The organism is Proteus sp. G2618 (genome assembly GCF_009915995.1).
GTDB lineage: Bacteria > Pseudomonadota > Gammaproteobacteria > Enterobacterales > Enterobacteriaceae > Proteus > Proteus terrae.
Window position 1 is genome coordinate 23,217 of the sequence record NZ_JAABNI010000007.1, and the last position, 9,316, is coordinate 32,532.

Below are 9,316 nucleotides of genomic sequence, written 5' to 3' on the forward strand. Positions count from 1 at the left end.
GCCAGGCAAATGACCCCTGTCATTCACCCCTTTAAACCAGTGTAGTCACTGTTTGACAGACTGCCATTTTTAGCAGTCTGTCTATATGGAATACGTTATTCGTCTTCCAATTCGATGTTGATACCCAGTGAACGGATCTCTTTCAACAATACGTTGAACGACTCTGGCATACCTGGTTCCATCTGATGGTTACCATCAACGATGTTTTTGTACATTTTGGTACGACCGTTAACGTCATCCGACTTAACAGTAAGCATTTCTTGAAGAGTATATGCTGCACCGTATGCTTCCAGTGCCCACACTTCCATCTCCCCGAAACGCTGTCCACCAAACTGTGCTTTACCACCAAGAGGTTGCTGAGTAACCAAGCTGTACGAACCGGTAGAACGGGCGTGCATCTTGTCATCAACTAAGTGGTTCAGTTTCAGCATGTACATGTAACCAACAGTTACTGGACGCTCAAATTGCTCACCTGTACGACCATCGAAAAGTGTAATCTGCCCAGAAGTTGGAAGATCAGCTAATTTCAGCATCTCTTTAATTTCCATTTCTTCTGCACCATCGAACACTGGTGTTGCGGTTGGCATACCTTTTTTCAGGTTTTCAGCCAGACGTAACACTTCTTCATCGCTGAAGGTGTCCAGATCAACTTTCTGACGAGGTGCCATACCCAGATCGTAAGCTTTCTGGATAAATTCACGTAACTTAGCAACTTCTTGTTGCTGTTTCAGCATCGCGTTGATCTTATCACCGATACCTTTAGCAGCCATACCCAAGTGAGTTTCAAGGATCTGACCGATGTTCATACGTGATGGTACACCTAGTGGGTTCAGTACGAGGTCTACTGGATTACCGTTTTCATCGTATGGCATGTCTTCAATTGGGTTAATCTTAGAGATAACACCCTTGTTACCATGACGACCCGCCATCTTATCACCAGGTTGGATCTGACGTTTAACAGCCAGGTAAACCTTAACGATTTTCAGCACACCAGGTGCTAAATCATCACCTTGAGTGATTTTACGACGTTTAGCTTCCAGTTTCTTCGCGAACTCAGCTTTCAGTTCATCATACTGTTCAGCTAATTGTTCTAACTGGTTTTGCTTCTCTTCATCCGCAATACCCAGCTCTAACCAACGTTCACGAGGTAATTTGTCTAATTTCTCAGCTTCAATACCGCCAGCAATCAGAACACCACGGATACGAGCGAATAGACCAGCTTCAAAAATACGCAGTTCTTCAGTTAAGTCTTTCTTAACTTCACGTAACTGTGATTCTTCGATTTCTAATGCACGTTTATCTTTTTCTACGCCATCGCGGGTGAATACTTGTACGTCGATAACTGTACCAGACACACCATTAGGAACACGTAGAGAAGAATCTTTAACATCAGACGCTTTTTCACCGAAGATAGCACGTAGCAGTTTCTCTTCTGGAGTCAGTTGAGTTTCACCTTTAGGCGTTACTTTACCAACCAGAATGTCACCGCCTTTCACTTCAGCACCGATATAAACGATACCTGATTCATCCAGTTTAGATAACGCTGCTTCACCGACGTTCGGGATATCAGCAGTGATCTCTTCAGGCCCTAACTTAGTATCACGAGAGACACAAGCGAGTTCTTGAATATGGATAGTAGTGAAACGGTCTTCTTGAACGACACGCTCAGATACAAGGATGGAGTCCTCGTAGTTATAACCATTCCATGGCATAAATGCCACGCGCATGTTTTGACCTAATGCTAGCTCACCAAGGTCTGTTGAAGGACCATCAGCTAACACGTCACCACGATCAACAGGTTCACCTAAAGATACGCAAGGAGTTTGGTTAATACATGTGTTCTGGTTAGAACGAGTGTATTTAGTCAAGCTGTAGATATCGATGCCCGCTTCACCAGCGTAAGTCTCTTCTTCGTTAACTTTGATAACGATACGAGAAGCATCAACATACTGAACAACACCACCACGTTTAGCAACCGCAGTAACACCGGAGTCAACCGCTACTGCACGTTCCATACCTGTACCTACTAGTGGTTTATCACCACGAAGTGTAGGAACAGCCTGACGTTGCATGTTCGCACCCATCAATGCACGGTTGGCGTCATCGTGTTCAAGGAATGGGATCAGTGAAGCACCGACAGAAACAACCTGTTGAGTTGAAACGTCCATGTACTGAACTTGGTCACGACTAAATAAGCTTGACTCACCTTTATGACGGCAAGTAACTAATTCTTCAACAAAATGATTGTCATCGTCTAATACGGAGTTAGCCTGAGCAATGATGAAGTTACCTTCTTCGATTGCAGACAGATAGTGAATTTCATCTGTTACAGCGTTGTTTTCAACAACACGGTAAGGCGTTTCTAGGAAACCGTACTCGTTAGTCTGTGCATAAACAGATAATGAGTTGATAAGACCGATATTTGGACCTTCAGGCGTTTCGATTGGGCACACACGACCGTAGTGAGTTGGGTGTACGTCTCGAACTTCGAAGCCTGCACGTTCACGGGTCAAACCACCTGGGCCTAATGCAGAAATACGACGTTTGTGCGTAATTTCTGATAGCGGGTTATTCTGATCCATAAACTGTGATAACTGGCTAGAGCCAAAGAATTCTTTGACAGCAGCAGAAATCGGTTTTGCGTTGATCATATCTTGTGGCATTAATGCATCAAGATCGCCTAAAGACAGACGTTCTTTAACTGCACGTTCAACACGCACCAGACCAACACGGAATTGGTTTTCAGCCATTTCGCCAACAGAACGAATACGACGGTTACCTAAGTGGTCAATATCATCCACTTCACCTTTACCATTACGGATATCAATCAGTTTTTTCATTACGTCAATGATATCTTCTTGGCTCAGGATGCCAGAACCTTCAACTTCGTCACGGCTTAACGAACGGTTGAACTTCATACGACCCACAGCAGAAAGATCATAACGATCTTCAGAGAAGAATAAATTCTCAAATAAGTTTTCTGCAGCTTCGCGTGTAGGTGGTTCACCAGGACGCATCATGCGATAGATTTCAACTAACGCGCTTAAACGATCGTTTGTAGGATCGACGCGAACAGTTTCTGAAATATAAGCACCATGATCTAAATCATTGGTAAACAGAGTTTCAATCGTTTTATGACCAGCTTGACTTAAGCGAGCTAACACATCTAAAGAGATTTCCATGTTAGCGGCACAAATCAGTTCACCTGTCGCTTCATCAATATAGTCACGAGCAACCACTTTACCTGCAATGTATTCAACAGGTACTTCAATGCGGTCAACTTGCTCTTTTTCTAATTGACGAATATGGCGAGCGGTAATACGACGGCCTTTTTCGACATACACTTTGCCGTTTGCTTCAATATCAAATGAAGCAGTTTCACCACGCAGACGTTCAGGCACTAATGTCATCATCAGCTTGTTGTTGCTGATTTCAAACAATGTTTTTTCGAAGAATAATCCTAAGATGTCTTCAGTGCTGTAGTTCATTGCGCGTAAAATGATAGTCGCAGGTAATTTACGGCGACGGTCAATACGGACAAAAAGGTTATCTTTAGGGTCGAATTCGAAGTCTAACCATGAGCCACGATAAGGGATAATACGTGCGTTATACAGTACCTTACCTGAAGAGTGTGTTTTACCTTTGTCACTATCAAAGAACACACCAGGGCTACGGTGTAACTGGGAAACGATAACACGCTCAGTACCATTGATAACAAAAGTACCATTATCGGTCATTAATGGGATTTCACCCATATAGACTTCTTGTTCTTTGATGTCTTTAACGGTGCCTTCTGGGGCTTCACGTTCATAAATGACCAGACGCAGTTTTACACGCAGAGGTGCTGAGTAAGTTACACCGCGGATCTGACATTCTTTAACATCAAAAACAGGCTCGCCTAAGCGGTAGCTGACATATTGTAATTCAGCATTACCACTGTAGCTTTGGATAGGAAATACGGAACGGAAAGCGGCTTCCAGACCGTTTTGACCATCAGGATCTTGCTCGATGAACTTCTGGAACGAGTCAAGTTGGATAGAAAGGAGATAGGGAACATCCAGAACTTGTGGACGTTTACCAAAATCCTTACGAATACGTTTTTTCTCGGTATAGGAGTAAACCATAGGGTTCCTCAGCTCGCTGAAAAGTGACCCACTCTGCCTGTCCTTAACTTTTTAAGGATGGCTCGACATTCTGCTAACACTGTTTTTTTGTAGGTAGGAAAACAACTATTTTCCGAATATTCATTGCTATTACTCTTAAATCATTTCATTGTGTTGAGCTCACTACCGAGCTTTCGAGAACGTGGATCGTAGTGATTAACACAGTATATTAAGTCGTCAATAGCAAAAAATATTAAAGTAATGAGACACCAAAAAAGTGTGAAAAAGTGACTCTTACCTTACAGCGCAAAAAGGCTGGTGACCAAAAAATCACCAGCCATCAGCCGTTAGGCTGCACTCTGGGAAGTTAAATTATTTAACTTCAACCTCAGCGCCTGCTTCTTCCAGAGCTTTCTTCAGAGCTTCAGCATCATCTTTGCTTACGCCTTCTTTCAGAGCTGCTGGTGCAGATTCTACTAAGTCTTTAGCTTCTTTCAGGCCAAGACCGGTAGCGCCACGTACTGCTTTGATTACTGCTACTTTGTTACCGCCGATAGCTTTCAGGATAACGTCAAATTCAGTTTTCTCTTCAGCAGCTTCTGCTGGACCCGCAGCAACAGCAACAGCTGCAGCAGCAGATACACCGAATTTTTCTTCCATCATAGAGATCAGTTCAACAACGTCCATTACAGACATTTCAGCAACTGCGTTTAAGATATCGTCTTTAGAAATAGACATAACAAGTGTTCCTAAAATTCAGAAAAAGTTTATACGTAAATAAAGCAACGAAGAAATTGGCTATTAAGCAGCTTCTTTCTGATCGCGCAGAGCAGCCAGAGTGCGAACCAATTTGCCTGCAGAGGCTTCTTTCATGGTTGCCATCAGGCGTGCGATTGCTTCATCGTAAGTTGGGAGTGTAGCCAGACGATCGATGTTCGAACCTGGGATAAACTCACCTTCAAAGGCAGCCGCTTTAATCTCGAATGCTGGGTTCGCTTTCGCGAAATCTTTGAACAGACGAGCTGCAGCGCCCGGATGTTCAGCAGAAAATGCAATCAAGGTTGGACCAACAAATGCATCTTTCAGGACTTCATAAGAAGTACCTTCAACAGCACGACGCAGAAGAGTGTTACGTACTACACGTACAGTAACGCCAGCTTCACGACATGCTTTACGCAGTTCGGTCATTTTAGCTACAGTAACGCCACGGGAATCCGCAACAACTGCAGAAAGCGCACCTTTGGCAACTTCGCTGACTTCAGCAACAATCGCTTGTTTGTCTTGAAGATTTAGTGCCATTAGCTTCTTGCTCCTGGATTAACCGAGTAAAAACTCGGGACTCACATCACTTATTACCACAATGGTATAAGCGCTAAAACACGGTGAGTAGAATCCAGAATATATAATTCTTTATTGGCTCTCTCACCGTCTACGCAGGAAAATTAAGTAATTACTTACACCTGCGGTCTTGGACGGGGTCTGGATAGGCCAGACTCCAACCGAAATTCAGAGAATTTAGTTATGTAGACTTAAATAAAATGCAACATAGCTAAACTCAAGGCGTCAAATTCTATACAAATTTGACGCCAAGGTAAAGTCTTTTATGACTTTAGTCTAATCTAAGATTAAACTGTCGCGCTTAAGCTAGCTTGATCAATCGCAACACCTGCACCCATAGTGGTAGACAGGCTTACTTTCTTGATATAAACGCCTTTCGCTGCTGATGGTTTTGCTTTTTTCAGAGCAACCAGCAGAGCTTCTAAGTTTTCTTTCAACTGAGTTTCGTTGAAATCAACTTTACCGATAGTGGTATGGATAATACCATTTTTGTCGTTACGGTAACGAACCTGACCAGCTTTAGCATTTTTAACTGCTTCAGCAACGTTAGGAGTTACAGTACCCACTTTCGGGTTTGGCATTAAGCCACGTGGGCCAAGGATTTGACCTAATTGACCTACAACGCGCATTGCATCTGGAGATGCGATAACAACGTCGAAGTCCATTTCGCCAGCTTTAACTTTAGCAGCTAAGTCGTCCATACCGACTAATTCAGCGCCTGCTTCTTTAGCAGCTTCTGCATTTGCACCTTGTGCGAATACAGCAACGCGAACTGAACGGCCAGTACCGTGTGGAAGTACAGTTGCACCACGAACGTTTTGATCTGATTTACGTGCATCGATGCCAAGGTTAACAGCAACGTCAACGCTTTCAACGAATTTAGCAGTAGCCAGTTCTTTCAGTAAAGCAACTGCTTCAGCAATTTCGTACTGTTTAGTTACTTCAACTTTTTCACGGATATTGCGCATGCGCTTGGTTAGTTTAGCCATCAGATTAATCCTCCACTACCAGGCCCATGGAACGAGCAGTACCTTCGATTGAACGCATCATAGCTTCAACGTCAGCACCAGTCAGGTCCGCAGCTTTAGTTTCTGCGATTTCACGAACTTGAGCAGAAGTAATTTTACCTACTTTATCTTTGTTCGGTTTGCCAGAACCTGATTTCACGCCCGCAGCTTTCTTCAGCAGAACTGCTGCTGGAGGAGTTTTGGTAACGAAAGTGAAAGAACGGTCAGCGTAAACTGTAATAACAACAGGAATTGGTAAACCTTTTTCTACGCTTTCAGTTTTAGCGTTGAATGCTTTACAGAATTCCATGATGTTAACACCTTGTTGACCCAGAGCTGGACCAACTGGTGGACTTGGATTAGCCATACCTGCAGAAACCTGCAGTTTGATATAGGCTTGGACTTTCTTAGCCATTAATTAATTCCTCAATGTGGGTATATCGCCCGGCTAGGGCTCCCCGATTTTACTTTGTTCTGTCTTATGACAAAACAACTCAAAACGAAAGGTGGAAAATTGTAGATAACTTTTCCACCTTTTGCAAGAAAGCAACGTAAAAAGGTTTAACCTTTTTCAACCTGACTAAAGTCTAATTCAACTGGTGTTGCACGACCAAAGATTGATACAGAGACTTTTAAGCGGCTTTTTTCGTAATCAACTTCTTCAACAACACCGTTAAAGTCAGCGAATGGACCGTCGCTAACACGAACCATTTCACCTGGTTCAAACAGTGTTTTAGGACGCGGTTTATCACCAACTTGTTGTAGGCGATTCATAATCGCATCAACTTCTTTATCGCTAATTGGTGCAGGTCTGTCAGACGTTCCGCCAATGAATCCCATAACACGAGGTACATTACGTACTAAGTGCCAAGTTGCATCGTTCATGACCATTTGGACAAGAACATAGCCTGGGAAAAATTTACGCTCACTTTTGCGACGCTGACCGCTACGGATCTCAACCACTTCTTCGGTTGGAACCATAACTTCGCCGAATGAGTCTTCCATTTCGTTTAATTTGATATGTTCACGCAGAGACTGTGCTACACGGCCTTCAAAGCCTGAAAAAGCCTGAATGACATACCAGCGTTTTTTTGGAGAATCAGTCATGAACACCTCACAGGCCAGTAATAAAGGAAACAAAACGAACCAGAATGCCATCCAGTCCCCAAAGAACTAATGACACAATAGCCGTCACCGCAGCAACAATCAGGGTTGTCTGCAATGTTTCTTGACGTGTTGGCCATACTACTTTACGCATTTCAATGCGCGCTTCGCGAGCAAATGCTAATGTTGCTTTACCTTGTGTTGTCCACAACGCGAACCCACCCGCTGCTACGAACAAAGCAACAACAGCTAAAGCTCGTAACGCTAGGTTAAATTCACGGTAAAGATAGTTGCCACCCACCGCTACTGCCAGCAATAAAACGGTAATGATCCACTTAGCGATATCACCACCGCGTTTGCTATCTTGAGCTCCGCTATTCGCACTCATAAATTAACCTGTCATATGATGTAAATAAATAGCCAGCTTGCCTCGCAAGAGCAAAACAAATCAGACTAACCATAAAATCAACTATGATTGCATCTGACACAGTGTCATATCTCTATGACATTCGTATCTGCAAGATACTGGACTCGATTCGTTGTATCAGAGCCTATCTCACCAATAATTTACAACAAACTAGTGATGAGATAGGTTCTTTTTCAAACAACGCATAAAAAGGGCATCAATTGATGCCCTTCTCTAGGAAATTACGCGAGTAATTAACCTAATACTTTAGCAACAACGCCCGCACCTACTGTACGGCCACCTTCACGGATAGCGAAACGTAAACCGTCGTCCATCGCGATTGGGTGAATCAGTTCAACGATCATGTTGATGTTGTCACCTGGCATTACCATTTCTACGCCTTCTGGTAATTCGATAGTACCAGTTACGTCAGTTGTACGGAAGTAGAACTGTGGACGGTAGCCTTTGAAGAATGGAGTGTGACGACCACCTTCATCTTTGCTCAGAATATAAACTTCTGATTCGAATTTAGTGTGTGGCTTGATTGAACCTGGTTTTGCCAGTACTTGTCCACGTTCGATTTCTTCACGTTTAGTACCACGCAGAAGAACACCAACGTTCTCACCTGCACGACCTTCGTCAAGTAATTTACGGAACATTTCAACGCCAGTACAAGTTGTTTTAACAGTTGGTTTGATACCAACGATTTCAACTTCTTCACCAACTTTGATTACGCCACGCTCAACACGACCAGTTACTACTGTACCACGGCCTGAGATTGAGAATACGTCTTCGATTGGTAACAGGAATGGTTTGTCAATTGCACGCTCTGGTTCTGGGATGTATGAATCCAGTGCTTCTGCTAATTCAACAATTTTTGCTTCCCACTCAGCTTCGCCTTCCAGTGCTTTCAGCGCTGAACCACGGATTACTGGAGTGTCATCACCTGGGAAATCGTACTGAGACAGAAGTTCACGAACTTCCATTTCTACTAATTCCAGTAACTCTTCATCATCTACCATGTCACATTTGTTCAGGAATACGATGATGTAAGGAACACCAACCTGACGACCTAACAGGATGTGCTCACGAGTTTGTGGCATTGGACCATCAGTCGCAGCAACAACCAGGATAGCTCCGTCCATTTGCGCAGCACCAGTGATCATGTTTTTAACATAGTCGGCGTGACCTGGGCAGTCTACGTGTGCGTAGTGACGAGTTGGAGTGTCATATTCTACGTGTGAAGTAGAGATGGTGATACCACGAGCTTTTTCTTCTGGTGCGTTATCGATTTGATCGAATGCACGAGCAGCACCACCGTAAGTTTTAGCTAAAACTGTAGTGATTGCAGCAGTCAG

At 43.5% G+C, this 9,316-nt stretch carries 8 protein-coding genes; all 8 read right to left on the minus strand.

The annotated features are described in order from the left end of the window. Positions 1 to 95: 95 nt before the first annotated feature. Positions 96 to 4,124, minus strand: a complete 4,029-nt coding sequence (gene rpoB, locus GWJ01_RS03465) for a DNA-directed RNA polymerase subunit beta (protein ID WP_109395545.1) — start codon at positions 4,122 to 4,124, stop codon at positions 96 to 98. 351 nt (positions 4,125 to 4,475) lie between these two features. Then, on the minus strand, positions 4,476 to 4,841 hold the full coding sequence (rplL, locus tag GWJ01_RS03470) for a 50S ribosomal protein L7/L12 (protein ID WP_023583093.1): 366 nt from the start codon (positions 4,839 to 4,841) through the stop codon (positions 4,476 to 4,478). A 63-nt stretch (positions 4,842 to 4,904) separates the two neighbouring features. Continuing rightward, the gene (gene rplJ / locus GWJ01_RS03475; protein WP_006534706.1) at positions 4,905 to 5,402 is read right to left on the minus strand and encodes a 50S ribosomal protein L10; all 498 of its coding nucleotides are present in this window, start codon (positions 5,400 to 5,402) and stop codon (positions 4,905 to 4,907) included. Positions 5,403 to 5,728: 326 nt separating this feature from the next. Further along, positions 5,729 to 6,430 (minus strand): 50S ribosomal protein L1, encoded by a 702-nt coding sequence (gene rplA / locus GWJ01_RS03480; RefSeq protein WP_098941727.1) that lies wholly within the window; start codon positions 6,428 to 6,430, stop codon positions 5,729 to 5,731. 4 nt (positions 6,431 to 6,434) lie between these two features. Then, the gene (gene rplK, locus GWJ01_RS03485) at positions 6,435 to 6,863 is read right to left on the minus strand and encodes a 50S ribosomal protein L11 (protein WP_109395546.1); all 429 of its coding nucleotides are present in this window, start codon (positions 6,861 to 6,863) and stop codon (positions 6,435 to 6,437) included. Positions 6,864 to 7,009: 146 nt separating this feature from the next. After that, positions 7,010 to 7,555, minus strand: a complete 546-nt coding sequence (nusG, locus tag GWJ01_RS03490) for a transcription termination/antitermination protein NusG (protein WP_004246900.1) — start codon at positions 7,553 to 7,555, stop codon at positions 7,010 to 7,012. A gap of 7 nt (positions 7,556 to 7,562) precedes the next feature. Further along, positions 7,563 to 7,940: a preprotein translocase subunit SecE gene (gene secE / locus GWJ01_RS03495; RefSeq protein WP_006534701.1), complete on the minus strand. Its 378-nt coding sequence runs from the start codon at positions 7,938 to 7,940 to the stop codon at positions 7,563 to 7,565. A gap of 272 nt (positions 7,941 to 8,212) precedes the next feature. Next, a partial coding sequence (gene tuf / locus GWJ01_RS03500; RefSeq protein WP_161710710.1) for an elongation factor Tu occupies positions 8,213 to 9,316 on the minus strand: 1,104 nt, incomplete at its 5' end.